The following is an 18,169-nucleotide window of genomic DNA, read 5'->3' as shown; positions in this document are numbered from 1 at the left end:
TACCTTTGCAGCTCAAGTTTCCAAGCTATGTATGCACTTTCCGCCATCAGCCCCATCGACGGCCGCTACGCCGACAAGACCGAGGTCCTGGCCCCCTACTTCAGTGAATACGGCCTGATCCGCTACCGGGTGACCGTAGAAGTACGGTACCTGCAGGCGCTCTATCGACTGGGCCTGCCCCAACTCCAGTCCGTCACCAGTCAAGCGGTAAAGGACCTAGAGGAGATCGTCTACACCTTCGATCACGCCGATGCTCAAACCATCAAGGACACGGAGCGCGTAACCAATCACGACGTCAAGGCGGTGGAATACTTCGTAAAGAAGAAACTCGAAGAAAAGGGACTGAATGACATACTGGAGTTTACGCACTTCGGCTTGACCAGTCAGGACATCAACAATACCGCCATACCCCTGAGCCTGCGCGATGCCCAGGAAGAAGTGATGTTTCCCGCATTTTCGCAATTGATCCACCAGCTGGAGGGGCTGGTAAAGGAATGGCAGGATATTCCCATGCTGGCGAAGACCCACGGTCAGCCCGCGTCCCCTACCCTGCTTGGTAAGGAATTTGCCGTCTGGACCAGCCGCCTCACCGAGCAGCTTCGCCAGTGGAAGTCGGTACCAATGTCAGCCAAGTTCGGTGGTGCCACTGGCAATATGAACGCCCATTACGTCAGCTATCCCGAATACGACTGGCACGACTTCGCCGATAAATTTGTCCGCAATGACCTCGGACTGGAGCGCAGCTACCCCACCACGCAAATCGAGCATTACGATAACCTGGGCGCCGGCTTTCATGCCCTGTCGCGGCTCTGTACCATTCTGATTGATCTCTGCCGAGACATCTGGACCTATATCAGCATGGAATACTTCCGCCAGCGGACCGTCAAGGGGGAGATCGGCAGTTCCGCCATGCCACACAAGGTCAATCCGATCGACTTTGAGAACGCGGAAGGCAACCTTGGGATCGCCCGCGCCCTTCTGACCCACCTGGCCGACAAACTGCCGATCAGCCGACTGCAGCGCGACCTGACCGACTCTACCGTGCTGCGCAATATCGGCGTGCCTTTCGCACACGTCCTGATTGCCCTGAAGGCCATAGAGAAGGGCCTGGGCAAACTCTTGCTTAATACTGAAAAGATAGCTGCCGACCTGGAGGCCAACTGGATGGTGACCGCCGAGGCAATCCAGAACATCCTGCGCCGCGAGGGGTATCCGCAACCCTACGAAGCCCTCAAGGAGCTTACCCGCGGCCAAACCAATATCGGGGAGGCGGCCATTCACGCGTTTATCCAACAACTCGACGTGAGCGATGAAGTGAAGTCTGAACTGCTGGCCGTTCGGCCGGAGAATTATGTGGGGCGGTTTTGAACTATTACCTAGGGCTCCTTCGGATTTTTAACGCGCGTAATCCGCACAGCACTGTATATGCCAGTTCTGCCAGGTTGTAGATGGTAAACGTTTTAAATCCCCGAAGGAAAGCATCACCGGCCGATTTGAATTCTTGAGCCTTTAGGCATTGCCGAGCGTGGTGCCAGCACTGATGAGTCTGCATTTTGTTAATTGAGAACAGGGGTACTTGTTGTCTGATAACAGTATGGTTTATTAGACGAGAAATAACTGCCAGCCGTTGGTCAAGGTTGTTCGGATCTATCAGTGTATTCGTGCGATTAACTTCATGCTCTACGTACACAACGGTGTAGGCCGGCAGTTGAAGCAAGGAACTGCTGCTTAACAGCAAACAGAGCCACTCAAAATCCTCTATTGGGGAAGGAATCATCGGCACAGGTACCCGAACAATAAGTTGTCTTGAAATAGCAAACGGCAACAAACTAACCGGTCGTCTCCAGTATTCCGGAAGGGGCCGGTCGGTGGTAGCGAATGTTGGGTCCCGCACCATATTGCCATCCGGCTTTTGGGTAATCATTCCGGTGGCTACCAGCACCCGCCAATCAGTCAGCGATTCTACCGCCGCCTCCAGAACGGACAGGTGGTCAGGCAGGTAATAATCATCATCGTCCAAAAAGCACAGCCAGGGTGCGGTTGAAATATTTAGTCCGCGCTTGCGCGCGGCACCCGGCCCGGACGCCTCCTGCCAGTAGTAGCTTATTCGTTCATCGGCGAAAAGCTCCGGACGCTCCGTCTCCGCGGAAGGGACGGAGCCATCGTCCACCACAATTATTTCCCAATCCGGACACTTCTGGTTCAGCACACTTCCAATCGCCCGAGCCAGCAGGTTTGGCCGATTATGGGTTGGAATAATGATGGAGAATTTTGGCATTGATTGGGAAGAAAGGTCTGGCGAAAAACAAATAAGGCAACCAAATGCATCCTTAAAATTGCGGGTATATTAGAATAACTAGATTCAATCAAGACTTTGATTTATAATAATTTGAACTGGCTTCTTCATATATCTGGTTTAATCGCTTGCCTACGGCAGATTCACCGTAAAGGTTTCGGCCTCTCTCACTGATCGCTGCCCGTGAAAGCGGGTTGACCCCTTGCAATATTGCAAGCAGGCTTGTCTCTAATGCATCTTCATCGTCAGGTGCCACAAGGTCACCGGTCAGCCCGGGCACCACAATATCTTGAATACCCCCTACCGGTGTAGCAACGCAGGGGAGCCCGACGCACTGCGCTTCCAGCAGTACAACGGGTTGGTTCTCATTTGAGCTGAAAAGTATGAACACGTCAGCGGTTTGCATGAGCCCAGCGATTTCGGCTTCGGAATGTGGACCACTCAATCCTACATCCCCTTCACGTAGCCCCACCTCATTCATCCAACACCCTACCAGGTCGAAGTCACCGTCACCCGCCACGTGCAAATGAAACCGCCCCGGGTGGCTGCGCTGGAGTTTGGCGTATACCCGAAGTATTCCCCGTACATTCTTGAAGCGGGGATCAAAATTGGATACGTGCAGCAAGGATACCGGACCACCGGGTGTTCCAGTTTCTTGCGGAGGGTAAAAGAGCGCTGTATCGACTACATTACTCACTGTCCGATACTTTCCGTTCAGATCATGGGTTTCCCGCATGGCGCTTCCCAGTCGATCGGATACGGGAAGTACGAACTCCGCCTGCCCGCAGGCCCATTTTCCGAGTTGCGATCGCAGTAAGCCGAGCGACTCCGGCTCATTGTATCGGGTGGAATGCTCCATAATAACCACGGGCCGCCTCATGCACCGGCCCAGGATTGCGGCAATAATGCCCCCGTCAATGAGAATGTGTCCGTGCAGCAATTCCGGCCCATCACCGTCCGCCGTAGCGGCACGCCAGGCACGATAATAAGCCATCACGCGACTGGGAAGGTGCATCCATTTCAACCATCCGGACGAACGGCCGTAATACACGATGACTTCGCGGTAACGGTCGTGGTGCTTCTCGACCAACTCCAATTTGCCCGGTCCCAGTTGCGGATCTTCCTGTACCGCCATCACCGTAAGTTGGTGCGTGGCTCCGACCAGCCGGGCGTGCTTTTGCACGAAGTTGCCGTGGGTAGGGTAAACACGGCTGGGCCACCAGGAAGCAATGAATAGAATCCGCATGAACGCCCAATTTACCGTTGCCCCGCCACAAACTGCATCCACGACCAGCACCGAAATACGAATTTGTATTCCCCCCGGCGGCGCTGTTTCATGATCAGGTGGCAACGGTCCCGCCCTGCCTCCGAAAGATATTCCTGGCGGTACGCGTCGTCCGCCGCCCGCAGATAGGGTTGCACGTCCCCTTCCATCCACGATTGTTCGGGAGTGGCGAAGCCCAGCTTGTCGTGCCGGTTATACACTTTGGCCGGTAACACATTTCGGCACGCCTCCCGCAGTACGTATTTGCGAACGCCGGCCTGTATTTTCCAGTCCGCGGGCAGGGCCAGGAGATACTCCACCAGGCGGTGGTCCAGAAAGGCCACACGGCTCTCCAATCCGAACGCCATAGTATTCCGGTCTTCGTGCCGGAGCAAAACCGGAAGGCCCACTTCCCGCAGCAGATTAACCGAGGTGGTCCGGACGTCCGCATCCGCGCTCCTATCAAAGCGCGGCAGTTCCAGCCGATCGAAATACGTTCCGGCATAATTTGGGCGGCGCGCGCCGGTGCCGGCCACAGTGGTCCATAATCTGAACACTGCCCCACGGTGATTTAGCCGGTGGTGCCGACCGTAACCCCATAGGGTTTGGCCGATTCGCCAAGGTCGGTGGACCCAATGTTCCCGCAAAAGTGGCAGGTAGAATTTGTCGTAACCCGCACCGATCTCGTCCGCGCCCTGACCGTTCAAGATTACTTTCTCGCCGCTTTCGTGGATGCGCCGCATTAAGCTGTAATGAATGGCCACGGCCATCGAAGCAAGCGGTTGGCCCTGATGCCACTGACAACGCTCAAAATCAGCGATAAAATCGTGGTAGAGAGGTTTAAAGCTGTTTCCCGGTAAACCATGCAGCCGGTTAACCGACTCGACGTATGGTGTTTCATCAAACGGGGTCCCGGGAAAGAGGGCGGAAAAAGTGGCCGGGCGCGCATCACGCTGTGTACTCATTACTCCCGCTATGCTGCTGCTGTCAATACCGCCCGAAAGCGTGATGCAGCGCCCTACATCCGACTGGGTTTGCAAGTGGACACTCCGCTCGAAAAGGTGCCGAACCTCATCGATGGCCTCCGGTAAGCTATTAGGTACCGAGACCCTTGCAGTAGCCTCCGCCAAATCGTAGAAAGCCTCGATTTGCACCATCTCGGGAGCGTCAACCGGTACCATAGCGAAGTGCCCAGGAGGAAACTGGCGAACTCCCCCAAAAATGGTTTCCGGCCGATGGTCCTGCCAACCCTTGAAAAGAAACTCCTCTCCTATGCGCCGTTCCAGGGCGGGGCGCTCCGTAAGGGTTTCCACTACGGCGCGTGGCTCGGATGCGAAGGTCACTCCCCTGGATTCCGAGAAATAAAGTGGCTTGATGCCAAACCGGTCCCGGCTAAGGATCACTTCCCTTCGTAAGTCGTCGTAAATGGCCAGTGCCCACATACCATTAAAGCGCCCGAAACAGTCCGTTCCCCAGCGGTCATACGCGGCCAGAATAACCTCCGAATCGGTGCGGCTCCGAAACCGGTAGCCCAACTTCTCCAGTTCGTCACGTAGCGACTGGAAGTTATATATCGCGCCATTGAAGATGAGGGTCCGGTTCCACCCAACCATGGGCTGCCGCCCGAGGTCAGAGGTATCGAAGATGGCCAATCGGCGGTGACCGAAGATCCAGCCGCGTCCGCCCTCCTTACCATCGCCGTCGGGGCCGCGGTGCGCCAATAGCTCCAGAGCCCGGTCTGCGTTCGCTGTGAGGCGCTCCCGGGGCAGGTCCGCCACCTGACCGTAGATACCACACATATTTGCTTCCTTACATTTTCATTGCACCCGCGGCCACGCCCTAAAAATCGGGGCTGTTACCGAAGGGATCGTCGGAGAGACGCTGGCCGTCTTCGAATAGGTCATCGTTGCCGACGTTATAGGCTTCGCAATTCATTTCGATGCCCAGCTCGCCTTCGGGTTTTATCCAGTCTTTGGTGGTGTCCCAACCGATGGACTCGTCTTCCTGGGCGGCGCGCACGAAGCGGCGGAAGAAGGGTTTGGCCATATTGGACCCGGCCCCGAGCCCCAGGCTGCGGAAGCGGATCCAACGATCGTCGCCGCCTACCCAGGTACCAACAATGAGTTCGGGCGTGATGCCCATGTACCAGCCGTCGGTCTGGTCGTTGGTGGTACCGGTTTTGCCGCCCACCGGCCCTTCCACGCCGGCGAGGTTGCCGACACTGGCCCGGGAAAGCATATTGACCATTACGTAGTTGGCCTGCGGACTGATGGCCGGTTGTTCTTCCGGAAGGTATTCGTAGATAACGCGGCCCGTGCGGTCCTCGATGCGCGTCAGAAATACCGGCCGGATGAAGACGCCGTTGTTGCCAAAAGTGGTGTAGGCACCGGTGAGTTGCTGTACGGTGAGGTCCACCGACCCCAGCGCAATGGAGGGCGCGTCCGGAATCTCCTCTTTGGGAATGCCCATATTGGCCACCATATTGCGCACGGGTTCCGTGCTCGCCAATTCCTTCATGAGGTAAGCGGAAATGGTATTGACCGAGTTCTTTAGTCCCTGGTAGAGGGTGTAGTCGTAGTAGCTGTAGGCACCGTTTGAATTGCGGGGCGTCCAGGGCTTGTTGAGGTGAAAATTGCCGTCGCCGGGACTGATGGTGATCGGCTGGTCGAGCACCCGCAGACAGGGAGTTATGCCCCGCAGATCTATGCTGGCCGCATATATGAATGGCTTGAAGGTCGATCCGACCTGGCGCTTGGTAGTGACATGATCGTACTGGAACCACTTGAAGTTGCTGCCGCCGATCCAGGTGCGGACGTATCCGGTGCTGGGCTCTACCGACATACTGCCGATCTGCAGGATCATCTTGTGGTAGCGGACGCTGTCCAGCGGGGTCATCAGCGTATCGGTTTCCATGCGGTCGTTGTCGTAGGTGAAAACGCGCATCTTCACCTCCTTTTCAAATTCGCTACGGACGGTTTCCTGCAGTTTTTCCCACGCTGCTTTCAACTCCTTGAATTCAGGTAACTTCATGACTTCCCGGTGGCGGGCGGCAAAGTCCTTCGAAATCAGATTGAGTCGTACGGCTTCGTCAATAGCACCGGGTGCTTCCAGTTCCTGCATCATGCGTTCGATCTCGCGGTCGTTGCGGGAAAAGCGGAAGTCGACCTCCTCCCCGATGCGCTCGATCACGGGGATCAGAATCTCGCTGCGGTATACCTGATAGCGGTCGGAATACCGGATGGCATTTTGCAGGCTTTCCTGCCGGCGATCGACCCGCACCTCGGTCTCGGAAGACGGATTGGTGTACGTCCAGGGGTCCATATTCTTCCAGTGCTGGAAGAACTGCTTTTGGAGTTGTTGCATGTGCACCCGCGCTTCCCGCTCGGCGTGCCGTTGCATGGCCGGATCAATGGTGGTGTAGAAGGTCAGGCCGTCACGGTAGATGTCGTAGGGCTGTCCGTTTGATTTCAGGTAAGGCTCTTCGGACAGAATACGCTTCGCCTCTTCGGCGAGCACCATGCGGAAGTAGGGGGCCAGGCCGTCGTCGTGCCGTTGTCGGGTAAACTTAATGCCGAGAGGAAGGGCTGAGAGAGAGTCAAATTCCGTGCGGGAGATGCGGTTGTTGCGCACCATCTGAGCCAGCACCTGATTGCGGCGGGCCTTCGTGCGCTCGGGGAACCGGAGGGGGTTGTACAGGGAGGCGTTTTTTAACATACCGATAAGCATGGCGGACTCCTCCACCGTCAGTTCATTGGGACGCTTGCCGTCGAAGTAGTTTTCCGCCGCGGCCCGGATACCCTGGGCGCCGTTGATGAAATCGTAGCGGTTCAGGTACATCGCGATGATTTCCTCCTTGGTGTACTTCCGCTCGAGGCGCACCGCGATGATCCATTCCTTAAGTTTCTGGAAGCCGCGCTCCACGATGTTGGCGCTCACCTGCTCGGTGAACAGCAGCTTGGCCAACTGCTGGGTGATGGTAGAGCCGCCGCCGGAGGATTGCTGTCCCAAAATGGCGGTCTTGATGACTACGCGGGGTAAACTCTGCCAGTCGATGCCGCTGTGGTTGTAGTACCGTTCGTCTTCGGTGCTTACCAGCGCCGCTTCCAGGTGGGGACCGAGATCCTTGAAGTCGACCATGACCCGGTTCTCCACGAAGTACCGGCCGAGTACCGTTCCGTCCGACGCCAGAACCGGACTGGCTTCATTATTCTTCGGGTTTTCCAGTTCAGTGACCGAGGGGAGGTCGGTGAAGCTCAAACCGACGAACAGCAGGACTATCCCGATGGGCAAGGCGAATACCAGCAACCAGAATAGCTTGAGGGCCGAGCGACTCCAGCCGTCGGTGCCGGCAAAAAGAAAGGATTTGAGCTTGGACATTACGGTCTTGGGTTGTTGGGTAGCTACAGTTTGGCAGCGCAGGAGTACGGTTAGAACGCGGACCACGCCCGCTTCCGTACTGTAAAATACTAATTGCCACGGGCTTTAGTCGAGTTTCAGGACGTCCAGAAAAGCTTTCTGGGGCACTTCCACCTTGCCGAACTGCCGCATTTTCCGTTTACCTGCCTTCTGCTTTTCCAGCAGCTTGCGTTTACGGGAAATGTCGCCGCCGTAACACTTGGCGGTCACGTCCTTGCGCATCGCAGAGAGCGTTTCACGGGCAATGACCTTGGCACCGATGGCCGCCTGAATGGCGATCATGAATTGCTGACGTGGTAGCAGTTCCCGCAGTTTCTTGCACATTCCGCGACCGATGTATTCGGCCTTGGTGCGGTGTACGAGCGCCGAAAGGGCATCCACGTTCTCTCCGTTGAGCTTAATGTCCATCCGCACCAGGTCGGTTTCCTGGTACCCCTTGGGCTGGTAGTCGAAACTGGCGTACCCACGGGAGATAGACTTGAGGCGGTCGTAAAAGTCGAAGACGATCTCCGCCAGGGGAAGGATGAAGTGCAGCTCCACGCGCTCGGGACTCAGGTATGTCTGCTTGGTAAGGGTGCCGCGCTTGTCGATGCAGAGGGTCATGATGCTCCCGATGTACTCCGTAGTGGTGATGATCTGAGCGGTGATCATGGGCTCTTCTACCATCGAGCGGTGGTTCACGTCGGGAAGTTCGGCCGGATTGCGGATCTCAGTTACGTTGCCTTTGGTGTCCGTCACCCGGTAGGTAACGTTGGGCACCGTGGTGATCACGTCCATGTTGAACTCGCGGAACAACCGCTCCTGTACGATTTCCAGGTGGAGCATGCCCAGGAATCCGCAGCGGAAGCCGTAGCCGAGGGCGGCGGAGGTTTCGGGTTCGAAAACCAGACTGGCGTCGTTGAGCTGAAGCTTTTCCAGACTGTCGCGCAGCGGTTCGAAATCGTCATTATCCAGGGGGAAGATACCGGCAAAGACCATGGGCTTGACCTCCTCGAATCCGCCCAGTCGCTCACCGGGCCGGTCATCAAGCGTGACGGTATCGCCCACCTTGATTTCCGAACTCGTCTTCAATCCGGTCACGATATATCCTACACTGCCGCATTCAATCTGGGGCTGGGGTTTGGGGGTGATCTCCATGGCCCCTACCTCGTTGGCTTCGTAAACGGACTTGGTGGCGATAAAGCGCAGGTTGTCGTTTTTTCGAAGTACACCGTTCATCACCCGCACATAGGCGATGACACCACGGAAAGGGTTGAACACCGAGTCGAAGATCAGGGCCTGCAGCGGTCCCTCCGGGTCTCCCTTGGGGGCGGGAATGCGCTCGACCACCGCCTTCATGATCTCGGGAACGCCAATTCCCGTCTTGCCGGAGGCCAGAATAATGTCCTCTCTTTCGCAGCCCGTCAGATCGATCATCTGGTCGGCCATTTCCTCGATCATCGCCGTTTCCATGTCCACCTTGTTCAGCACGGGAATGATCTCCAGATCGTGCTCCAGAGCCAGGAAAAGATTGGAAATGGTCTGGGCCTGAATGCCCTGGGTCGCGTCAACCAGCAGGAGGGCACCTTCGCAGGCGGCGATCGAACGGGATACCTCGTAGCTGAAGTCGACGTGACCCGGAGTATCGATCATGTTGAAGATGTACATCTCCCCGTCGGTGTGCGGGTAGTGCATCTGGATGGCGTGGCTCTTGATCGTGATCCCGCGCTCCCGCTCAAGATCCATATCGTCGAGCTGCTGATCCATCTTTTCACGTTCCGCCACGGACTGCGTGAAGTCGAGCAGACGGTCGGAAAGGGTCGACTTGCCGTGGTCGATGTGAGCGATGACGCAGAAATTACGGATGTTCTTCAAGGCGGTAGTAGGTTGACGATTGATCAAAGCGCGCAAAGATAAGGAACACCCATGCCCGCCGATGGTTTTTTCGCCCGCCGTAGGGGCAGGGCCAATCCGGTTTACTGTGTACTGCTGTTAAACGCGCAAAGCCCTGGCGATTCCTTCTAAAAAATCCCGTGGCAATGACTATATTTTGGCACTGCTCCACTTTCCGTAAATCGTAATCGCATGGAACTTCGTACTGCGGTCGGCCTCCTGGCCTGCATCTGGTTATTACCCCTGAGCGGGCAGGACAACTCGCGTTTTGCGGATGAATTAACGTTAGCGGATGGTACCACCCTGCAAGTGGACCTGCGCAAAACGGGGGCCACCGAACTTGCCCAGTCCATCAGTTTTACCGTACCGGAGGGCGGGGAGCGATCGCTTACTCCCTCCATGGTCGCAGAATTCCAATTCGGCAAAACGGGCAGGACCTACCGTCAGGTCGCTGTAGAGCTCCCCTACCCCCGGTCGACCGACCCTCCAACGGAGCAGTTGCGGTTTGGAGAAGTGCTGGCCTCCGGGGACGTGGAACTGATAAAGGTCGCCCTCTCCTCGTCGGAATACGACCTCGAGGCCGCCGACGGGGAACCCTACCTGTACCTTTTGCGGGAAGGGGAAGTCGAACTGGTGCTAAAACTCAGCAGCATCATGGTCTATGAGCGGTTGCACGCCAATCCGGCTCGCTTCCGAAACCTGCTGAAGTTCCTTACCCGCGACTGTCCGCGCGCGCTTGCCATGGCCCGTACGGCCAACTTCGCCGACTCCGACATCTTGCGGGTGTTGGATGCGTACGGCGATTGCGACGCGGGACGGCAGGTCATTCTGGATCGATCACTGCTGCGCGGTGGTGTCCGGATCGAACACTATGCACGGGGCTTTAATATCGACATCCGGGATGGCGACTTCAGCGACCGGCAGCTCAGCGCCGGTTTGGGTTACCTGGCCATGGCGCGGTTCAACGAGCGGTTCCGGCGCCTGGCGGTGCTCGCATCACTCGATTTCGTGTACCACTCCTTTCGCTGGGAAATGATTTCCGACGTCTCCCAATCCATGGTCCGCGGCAATTTTTCGCTAGGCTATACGGTAAGCGGGGGCGAAAAACTGGGGCTGCAACTGACTGCGGGGTTAAGTAACTACAATGCCATCTCATCCGGCTTTCGCAGCTTTTTCTCCAATAACTACTTTCTTCTGAATGGCGGAGCCAACCTCCACAGCGGCAACTTCCTCCTTGGCGTGCATTACGAATACCTGCCCGGCCAAATCTCACGCCGCCCGGGCAACCAGCTGGTAACCACCCTGGGATACCGGGTGGTTTTGTAGGCGAGGGCTGCGCGGCAGGTCAGATGACCTACCTTGCACCACCCTACTCACGATACCGCGTGCCGTAAAACAGTGCACCGGGGGGTGGCGTTTATCCTACGCCAGTTCAATTCATGGAAGAAGTCAACGAAGTTCCCCAAAATCCCCAGCCGCGCCGCCTGAAGCGCCGGTGGTGGCAGCGGGTGCGCAAGCTCTTCGTCTGGGTGGTACTGCTGTTGGTCTTTACCCTGGGGCTGTTACAATTGCCTTCCTTTCAGAACTGGCTGGTAGATCGCGTGACGGCTAACCTCAGTCGAACCCTGGAAACCGAGGTATCCATCGACTATGCCCGCCTTTCCTGGTTCGATGAGTTGACCCTGCGGGGCGTCTTCATCGAAGACAAGTACGGCGACACGCTTCTTTATGGCCGGGAAGTCACTGCTGATTTTAACCTGCTATCCCTCCTGAATAATGCAGTAGTAATTGAGGAGGTATCTATTTCCGATACCCGCTTCAAGATCCGCCGCGACCTGGGTGATCCGGAGACCAACCTGGAGACGGCTCTGGAACGCCTTTTTCCGCCCCGCGATGAGCCCGCCAAACCCATCAACCTTGACCTGGACCGGGTGGACCTGAGAAATATATCCTTCATCCAGGACGACAGCGTCCGCGGACAGCGCTTCGACGTCAGCCTCGAATCCGGTGTCATCTTCCTGGACGAGCTGGACCTTGCCAACAAATTGGTATCGATTGAGACGGCCGAGATCGTTCACCCGGTGATCCGGCAAACCAGTATCCCGCCCACCCCGCTTTCCCTTATTCCCGAACTGGATGAGGCCATACGTCAGCAGGACAGTCTGTTGGTGGACACCAACCGCGTCAGTCTGCACGTCCTGGCCAACAGTGTGGAAATTATCGGCGGAAGTTTCATCCTCAACAACTTCCGAAAAGAAGCCATCGAGGAAAGCGATCTCAGCGCCGTAGACTTTGCCCGCCTATCTACCCACGACATCGACCTGGAGTTGACGGGTATCGATTACTGGAACGGTGAGCTGGATGCTACCCTGGAGCACCTCAGTCTTGAGGAGGGAAGTGGCTTCATCCTTAATCGCCTCAGCGTGGAAGAGCTGCGGGTCACGCCAACGGAACTGATCCTCAACGACCTTGTGCTGGCCACCCCGAATAGCATGCTTTCCGACTCGCTCCGGTTCAACTTCCCGGGAGGCTGGGAAAGTTGGGCCGACTTCAACAACCGGGTGAGGATGGAGATCAGTCTGCAACCCAGTACCCTGGCCGTACGTGACCTGCTGTACTTCGCACGGAAGCTGCGCTTCAACCCCTTCTTTCGCGACAACCGGGACCGCAGCATCCAATTGGGCGGCGGCTTTACCGGACGGGTGAATAACCTGCGGGCCGAGGACGTCACCCTGGGGCTGGACGACAGGAACTACCTGGCGGGAAGCTTTAGCAGCCGCAATCTCGCCCTGCCGGGTTCAGAAGCCCTGAACCTAAAACTTGACGTTCTGAAGACCAGCGTCGGTGCGCTGCGCCGCCTCATCCCCCGGCTGAACCTGCCCCAAAATTTCAACAAGCTGGGCCGGCTCGACTTCAACGGACAATTCGACGGCTTCTTTACGGACTTCGCCGCCAAGGGTGACCTGCGCACGGAGCTCGGTCGGGCCCAGCTGGATATGCGGATGGACATCGAGAACGGGTCCACCCGCGCGGAATACAGCGGTACCCTCTCGCTGGACAACTTCGATCTCGGTCGCTGGACCGACAACGCACAACTCGGCCAGGTAGACTTCAGCGCGTCCATCAACGACGGCGTAGGCCTGCTGGCCGAATCCGCCAGCGCCAACCTTACCGCAACCATTGAGCGTCTTAGCTTCCGCGACTATGTATACCAGAATGCCTTGATCAGCGGCCGGCTGGAGCAGCAGTTCTTTAACGGAAGCTTCGAAATCGCGGATCAGAATATCGACCTCTACTTTCTGGGGGAACTGGATTTTCGCGACAGCGTTCCGGTCTTTGATTTCCAGGCCGACATCGAGCGAGTGGACCTGCAGGCCCTGAACCTCAGCGAGCGACTGATCGTGCTTTCGGGCAACGTTGACCTGAACGTCATCAATACCGTCTTCAGCGAAATGGAGGGCCGGGTGGAGCTTGATAGTTTCCAGGTCGTCCGTGACACGGCCGTCATTGACATCGGCAGGCTGTTAGCCTACTCCAATTTTAATGCCGAGGGTCAAAAGGTAGTTAAGCTGGAAAGCGACGTCGCCGAGGGGGAGATCATCGGAAGGTTCGACCTCAACGAGGTATCCACGAGTTTGACCCGCTACCTGGTAGAGTACTACCCCGGCTGGGCACGCCGCCTCAACATCAAGCCGCCGCGAATCATACCCGAAGACAATAAGTTCAGCTTTGACCTGACGGTCATTGACTCCAAGGGGCTTAACCGCCTCATCAACCCCAAATTGGGGCCGCTCATAGACGTACACCTCACCGGTAGCTACGATGGGTACGAAGACGACCTGAAGGCGGAGTTGCTGGCACCCCGTTTCACCTTTGACAACATTTCACTGGTTGACCTGATCGTCCGGGCGAAGGGCGACGGAGCCGAAGGCGAACTCGATCTGGTCATCGACAGCACGCTGGTGAACGGCAAACCGCTGCTCGACCAACTTACTCTCCTCAGCCTGATCGACCGCGACACCATCAGTTTCGGCATCAACTACGGAGGTGCCGGAGGGCTGTTCCTCGAGAAGCTCAACCTCAACGGCGAAATCACCCTTCCCGATTCCGCCAACTACGCGATCCGCTTCGACGATTCGGATCTGGTGCTGTTCCAGGAACCCTGGGCGATCCGCCGTGACAACCGGCTCGTGATCGGGCCGCAGTACATCGACAGCCGCAACTTCAGTCTGCGAAGCGGGAACCGCCGTATTCGCGTCTCCAAGCGCGGCGATAAAGGACTGGATCTGAATTTCGAAAACATGGCACTGGGTCTCATCGACTCAGTTTGGGCCTACCAGCCACTGGATTTTAGTGGTGACGTGGATGTACACGTAGGAGTAGATAATGTATTTCTACTTAAAGGATTGAGCGCCGACATCCGCAGCGATACTTTCCTCATAAACGGCGACGATTACGGGTATTTGCGGATCGACCTGCAGGCCCCTGACCCCAAAGGAAGGCTTACCGCCTACATGAACCTGAACCGCGACACCGCGCAGTTAATCGCGGAGGCCACCTTTAACCTTGGCGATCTATCGCTCACGCCCCGGGTAGATCAGCGCAAGAACTACCTCGACCTTACGGTAGACATCAACGGGTACCCTCTCGACCTGGCGAGTTACTGGGTGGGCGGCTCCGTGTCCGACATTGTCGGCAAGATCAACGGGCGACTTAACGTGGTTGGCCCCGTCGGCAAGCCGGACGTGCAGGGGTACATTGATGCCTCGGCGGGGGCTTTCACGCTAGACTACCTGCAAACGCGGTATCACTTCGACGAATCGCGGGTGCGCATCACCAACACCCTGTTCGACCTGGCCGGCACCCGACTGCTCGACCGCTATAACAACGTAGCCCGGCTAACCGGGGGCATCACCCACGACCGACTGAAGAACCTGGGCATCAGCGCGCGCCTGCGCACGGATCGCTTCCTGGCCCTGGACCTCTCGCCGGGTCAGAACCCCAATTTCTACGGACGCGCCATCGGCAGCGGAACGGTCGATTTCTCCGGCAATTTCCGGCAGACCGACATCTACGTCCGCGCTACCGTCGGCCGCGATTCCCGCCTGTCGATTCCGGTAACGGAGGGGACGGGGGCCGGCCCGATCGACAACGTGCGCTTCGTCAACCGGCGCGTATACCAAGAGGAGGAAGAAACGGTAGCCGCCGCCGACCCGGCCGGAGTGAGCCTGGAAATGGAAATCGAGGTCACTGACGAGGCCATCGGGGAAATCATCTTTGACGAGGAGGTAGGTGATATCCTGCGCGGCCAGGGTAATGGCAACCTCACCATACGGATCCCGCGCGACGGCGACTTACAGATGTACGGAACGATCACGCTTACGGAAGGTGATTACCTGTTCACGCTCTACAAGGTGGTGAACAAAGAATTTACCGTTCGCCCGGGTGGTACCGTCTCCTGGTCCGGCGACCCCTTCGCCGCGCGCATCGACATTGCGGCCGATTACCAGAACCTGAAAACGCCCATCATCAACTTCGTGCGGGAGTACCTGCCCGTCGACGGGAGCACGGATATCGCGCAAAGTGCCTCGCAGGCCACGGACATCGAGCTGACCCTCAAGCTCGACGGCATCCTCACCCAGCCCAACATCAACTTCGACATCGGTTTCCCCAACCTGGATGGCCGCCTCGAAAACTACGCCAACAACAAGCGTCGGCAGTTACTACTGGACCAGAACGAACTGAACCGCCAGGTATTCGGTCTCATTGCCGTCGGACAGTTCCTGCCCTCCGACCTCAGTTTCAACGTGGCCGACGTGGCCGTCAATACGGTAAGCGAGTGGCTGTCTACCTACCTGAGCCTGCTGCTGAACGACTTGTTGCGTGACGCTTTCGGAGAAGACGCCTTCATTTCTGGCTTTGACTTTGACATCGCCTACAACAACTACTCCACCAATACCAGCCTGAACAACCAGAACACCATCGGTCGCGGACAGGCCGTGGAGTTCTCCTTCCGGCGCGATTTCAACAACCGCCTGAGCCTCAGCGGCGACGTCAACGTGCTGAACAACCAGTTTGCCGCCGGGGGCAATACCGGCACTTTCATCGGCAACGACGTGGTACTGGAATACGTGCTCAACGATAGCCGCTCGCTCAAACTGCGGGTGTACCAGCGCCGGCAACCCGACATCGCCAGCGGGCGCCGCCTGCAGGTGGGCACCGGACTAAGCTGGAAGCGGGAGTTCGATTCGCTGTCGGAGTTCTTCGACGGCTTCCGCAAAGACGTCACCCTGCGGCGCTAGGCGCGCCCCCCAGTTGGCGGAAGTGGGCCGCGATCAGGTGCACATCCTCCCCCAGCCCGTAGTCCCTAGCATACAGCAGGTTGAGGTGATGGAGAGTTTCCGCGTCCGTGATCTCGCTGCCCACGCCGGGATACAGGATACCGGGGCGTAGGGTCGGCAGTAATTTTCGCTCAGCATCGCTCGGGTGGTACCCCACGAAACTCGCCCCCGCTACCAGGATGCGCAGCAGGTTACGCAAGTAGTTCCCCGGTCGGGCCACGAACCAAACGTTCAGGGGCAGGGTCAGCAGCAGGAGCAGGGCCAAACCCCGGTCCAGCAGCCATTTGCCGCGCCGCATCACGGGGTCGTCGATGCGCAGGTTCACGTCGATGGTGTAGAGCGTTCCCCGCTGGTCGGGACGGTGGCTTCCGATGATGCTCCGGCTCGCCTCCGGTAGTATTCGGTACTGGATGCGCGGGCCGAGTTCCCGCATCCACCGCTGTATGTCGCCGATGTCCAGGTCCGCCGAGCAAAATATGATCTCCTCCACCCGGTACAGGCGGCTCAGGGCCACCAGGCGTTCGGTACTGCCGATCGCTTCTTCCGTTTCTTCCTCCGGGCGCGGGGCGCGGGTGCCGGGGCTTACTCGTCCAATGAATTGTGCAGTGGTTCCCGCCCGCTGGAGCAGGCTCAGGGTACGCTGGGCCTCCCCAGCCCGGCCGACGATCAGCAACCGCCGGTCGGCAGCCGGACCGCCCGCCGCCGGATCGATCCACCGGGCCAGGGTGCGCACCAGTAAGGTCCAGCCCACGGCCCAGGCGGCTCCCAAAACAAGCAGGGCACGGCTCGGACGCAGCTCTTCCGGCAGCAGTCCGTAGATCGAAAGCAGCAGCAGCGTACCAATACCCAGACTGCTCAGCAGCCGGCCGTAATCGTAGGGGCGGTCGTAACCTCCCCCCAGAAAGATGCTCCCCGTCCAGAGCAGTGTGTAGCCGGGAAAGTGGAGGTAGTAGATGTATTCCGGAAAGTATCCGGTGTCGCCGAAGTGGTACGCCGACCAGAGTTGTTCGAGCAGGCCGAGGCCTAAGTACATGCCTGCGGCGTCCACCAGGGGAAAGCGAAGTCGCTGCCAGGCATTCCCCAGCAGTGTCAGGAAAGCCCGGAGATAGATCGCCAACTGCATCATCAGCACCAGCCACCGCGCCCCGGCGCCCACAAAGTGCTTGCGGGCGAAGATCACCATGGCCTGGTAGAATACCCGGACGTAATTGAGGCTGCCGCGCTTGGTGCTTTCCCCCTTGTAGTGGATGATGCTCGTTCCCGGAAAGTAATAGTTATGGTACCCCCCCTGAATCAGGCGGTAGGAAAGGTCAATGTCCTCACCGTACATGAAGAAAGCCTCGTCGAGCAGTCCCACCCGCTCCAGCGCCGCGGTCCGCATCCACATGAATGCGCCGGCGAGGATCTCAATCTGGTGGGTCTCATCCTCCGGCAGGTAACCCAGGTGATAATGGTTGAAGCGCCGTGACCGGGGGAAGAGCCGCGCCAGTCCGAAGGCCTTCGTGAAGGCCACCCAGGGCGTGGGGAGCCCCCGCTTGCTCTCTGGCAGGAACCGACCGCTGCCGTCGATCATTCGCACACCCAAGCCACCGAGATCCGGATGCTCTTCGGCGAAGCGGTAACAGCGCCGGAATGTGTCTTCCTCCACGAGGGTGTCCGGATTAAGCAGCAGACAGTACTTGCCGGCGGCCTTCCGTAGGGCCTGGTTGTTGGCCACGGAGAAGCCGGGGTTATCGTCGTTGGCAATGACCTTCACCCAGGGGAAGCGACGACATACCATTTCCACGGAACCATCGGCGGAGTTGTTGTCCACCACCCACGTCTCGGTGCCCATGCCTTGGGCAGCGCGCGCTACGCTCAGCAGGCATTGTTCCAGGAAGTACCGGACGTTGTAGCTGACGATGATGACGGAGAGCTGCACGGCATAAAGGTAGAACGCAAACTTATGCCGCCCCGGGGGTTATATAGGCAGCAACCGAA

General features: G+C 57.9%; 9 protein-coding genes. 3 read left to right on the top strand and 6 right to left on the bottom strand.

The annotated features are described in order from the left end of the window. The first annotated feature begins 27 nt into the window (after positions 1–27). A complete protein-coding gene (purB, locus tag E4021_RS00630) occupies positions 28–1,368 on the top strand; it encodes an adenylosuccinate lyase (protein ID WP_136455960.1) in 1,341 nt (446 codons plus the stop codon). A gap of 4 nt (positions 1,369–1,372) precedes the next feature. Here the strand turns inward: purB and E4021_RS00625 are convergent, their stop codons facing one another. The 5 genes from E4021_RS00625 to lepA all read right to left on the bottom strand — a co-directional run bounded on the left by E4021_RS00625 (position 1,373) and on the right by lepA (position 9,830). Beyond that, the gene (locus tag E4021_RS00625; protein WP_136455959.1) at positions 1,373–2,278 is read right to left on the bottom strand and encodes a glycosyltransferase family 2 protein; all 906 of its coding nucleotides are present in this window, start codon (positions 2,276–2,278) and stop codon (positions 1,373–1,375) included. A gap of 88 nt (positions 2,279–2,366) precedes the next feature. Then, entirely contained in the window at positions 2,367–3,542 is a 1,176-nt protein-coding gene (locus E4021_RS00620) for a glycosyltransferase (RefSeq protein ID WP_136455958.1), read from the bottom strand. An 11-nt stretch (positions 3,543–3,553) separates the two neighbouring features. Then, complete coding sequence (asnB, locus tag E4021_RS00615; protein WP_136455957.1) at positions 3,554–5,359, bottom strand: asparagine synthase (glutamine-hydrolyzing); 1,806 nt, start codon at positions 5,357–5,359, stop codon at positions 3,554–3,556. Positions 5,360–5,399: 40 nt separating this feature from the next. Further along, positions 5,400–7,937, bottom strand: coding sequence for a transglycosylase domain-containing protein (locus E4021_RS00610; protein ID WP_136455956.1), 2,538 nt, complete (start codon positions 7,935–7,937; stop codon positions 5,400–5,402). A gap of 105 nt (positions 7,938–8,042) precedes the next feature. Further along, entirely contained in the window at positions 8,043–9,830 is a 1,788-nt protein-coding gene (gene lepA / locus E4021_RS00605) for a translation elongation factor 4 (RefSeq protein WP_136455955.1), read from the bottom strand. Positions 9,831–10,040: 210 nt separating this feature from the next. Between lepA and E4021_RS00600 the strand changes: the two genes are divergently transcribed. Then, a complete protein-coding gene (locus tag E4021_RS00600) occupies positions 10,041–11,174 on the top strand; it encodes a hypothetical protein (protein WP_136455954.1) in 1,134 nt (377 codons plus the stop codon). Positions 11,175–11,287: 113 nt separating this feature from the next. Beyond that, a complete protein-coding gene (locus tag E4021_RS00595) occupies positions 11,288–16,150 on the top strand; it encodes a translocation/assembly module TamB domain-containing protein (protein ID WP_136455953.1) in 4,863 nt (1,620 codons plus the stop codon). Here E4021_RS00595 and E4021_RS00590 read toward each other — a convergent pair. Further along, positions 16,134–18,110: a glycosyltransferase family 2 protein gene (locus tag E4021_RS00590; RefSeq protein WP_136455952.1), complete on the bottom strand. Its 1,977-nt coding sequence runs from the start codon at positions 18,108–18,110 to the stop codon at positions 16,134–16,136. The two genes, E4021_RS00595 and E4021_RS00590, sit on opposite strands and share 17 nt — an antisense overlap. Positions 18,111–18,169: the final 59 nt, after the last annotated feature.

Origin of the sequence: Neolewinella litorea, from assembly GCF_004803465.1 — a bacterium.
Lineage (GTDB): Bacteria > Bacteroidota > Bacteroidia > Chitinophagales > Saprospiraceae > Neolewinella > Neolewinella litorea.
The sequence above is the reverse complement of the archived record's forward strand: the minus strand, read 5'-3'. Positions and strand labels throughout refer to the sequence as shown.

Excerpts from the sequence above, each read along its gene's own strand:
- purB (WP_136455960.1), top strand. The coding sequence starts at position 28 with ATGTATGCACTTTCCGCCATCAGCCCCATCGACGGCCGCTACGCCGAC.
- E4021_RS00625 (WP_136455959.1), bottom strand. The coding sequence starts at position 2,278 with ATGCCAAAATTCTCCATCATTATTCCAACCCATAATCGGCCAAACCTG.
- E4021_RS00620 (WP_136455958.1), bottom strand. The coding sequence starts at position 3,542 with ATGCGGATTCTATTCATTGCTTCCTGGTGGCCCAGCCGTGTTTACCCT.
- asnB (WP_136455957.1), bottom strand. The coding sequence starts at position 5,359 with ATGTGTGGTATCTACGGTCAGGTGGCGGACCTGCCCCGGGAGCGCCTC.
- E4021_RS00610 (WP_136455956.1), bottom strand. The coding sequence starts at position 7,937 with ATGTCCAAGCTCAAATCCTTTCTTTTTGCCGGCACCGACGGCTGGAGT.
- E4021_RS00600 (WP_136455954.1), top strand. The coding sequence starts at position 10,041 with ATGGAACTTCGTACTGCGGTCGGCCTCCTGGCCTGCATCTGGTTATTA.
- E4021_RS00595 (WP_136455953.1), top strand. The coding sequence starts at position 11,288 with ATGGAAGAAGTCAACGAAGTTCCCCAAAATCCCCAGCCGCGCCGCCTG.